Origin of the sequence: Methylobrevis pamukkalensis, assembly GCF_001720135.1 — a bacterium.
GTDB lineage: Bacteria > Pseudomonadota > Alphaproteobacteria > Rhizobiales > Pleomorphomonadaceae > Methylobrevis > Methylobrevis pamukkalensis.
Genome location: NZ_MCRJ01000309.1, coordinates 1 through 626 on the forward strand (window position 1 = coordinate 1; position 626 = coordinate 626).

General features: G+C 70.8%; 1 protein-coding gene. It reads left to right on the forward strand.

Annotated elements, in window-relative coordinates; genetic code table 11:
• Positions 1-626 (forward strand): calcium-binding protein (locus A6302_RS20690; protein ID WP_141704084.1); only part of this gene is annotated, 626 nt, incomplete at both ends.

Here is a 626-nt window from a genome sequence, read left to right on the forward strand (position 1 = left end):
CCGCCGGCGACGTCAACGGCGACGGCCGCGACGACCTGATCATCGGCGAGACCGGCAGCAACGACGGCGTCGGCCGGGCATATGTCTTCTACGGCTACGACGGCGCTCCCGGGGCAACCCAGACCGGCACCGACGGCGAGGACTTCCTTGCGGGAGGCTCCGGCAACGACACCCTGCTCGGGCTCGGCGCGGCCGACGTGCTCTACGGCGGCCTCGGCGACGATCTTCTCGTGGGCGGCCGCGGCAACGACGTGCTCTACGGCGAGATCGGATCCGACGACATGCGCGGCGACGAAGGCGCCGACACCCTTTACGGCGGCGGCGACGACGACCTCCTCGACGGCGGCGAGAATGGCGACACGCTGTTCGGCGAGGCGGGCGACGACACGCTCATCGGCGGCCACGGCAACGACACCCTCGACGGCGGTGACGGCAACGACCTTCTCAACGCCGGCGATGCCGCCGACATCCTGCGCGGCCAGAAGGGCGACGACCTCCTGAAGGGCGGCCAGGGCGACGACAATCTCGACGGCGGCGACGGCGACGACGTCCTCTATGGCGGCTACGGCAACGACACGCTTCAGGGCGGCAACGGCGAAGACACCCTCTATGGCGGCGACGGCAAC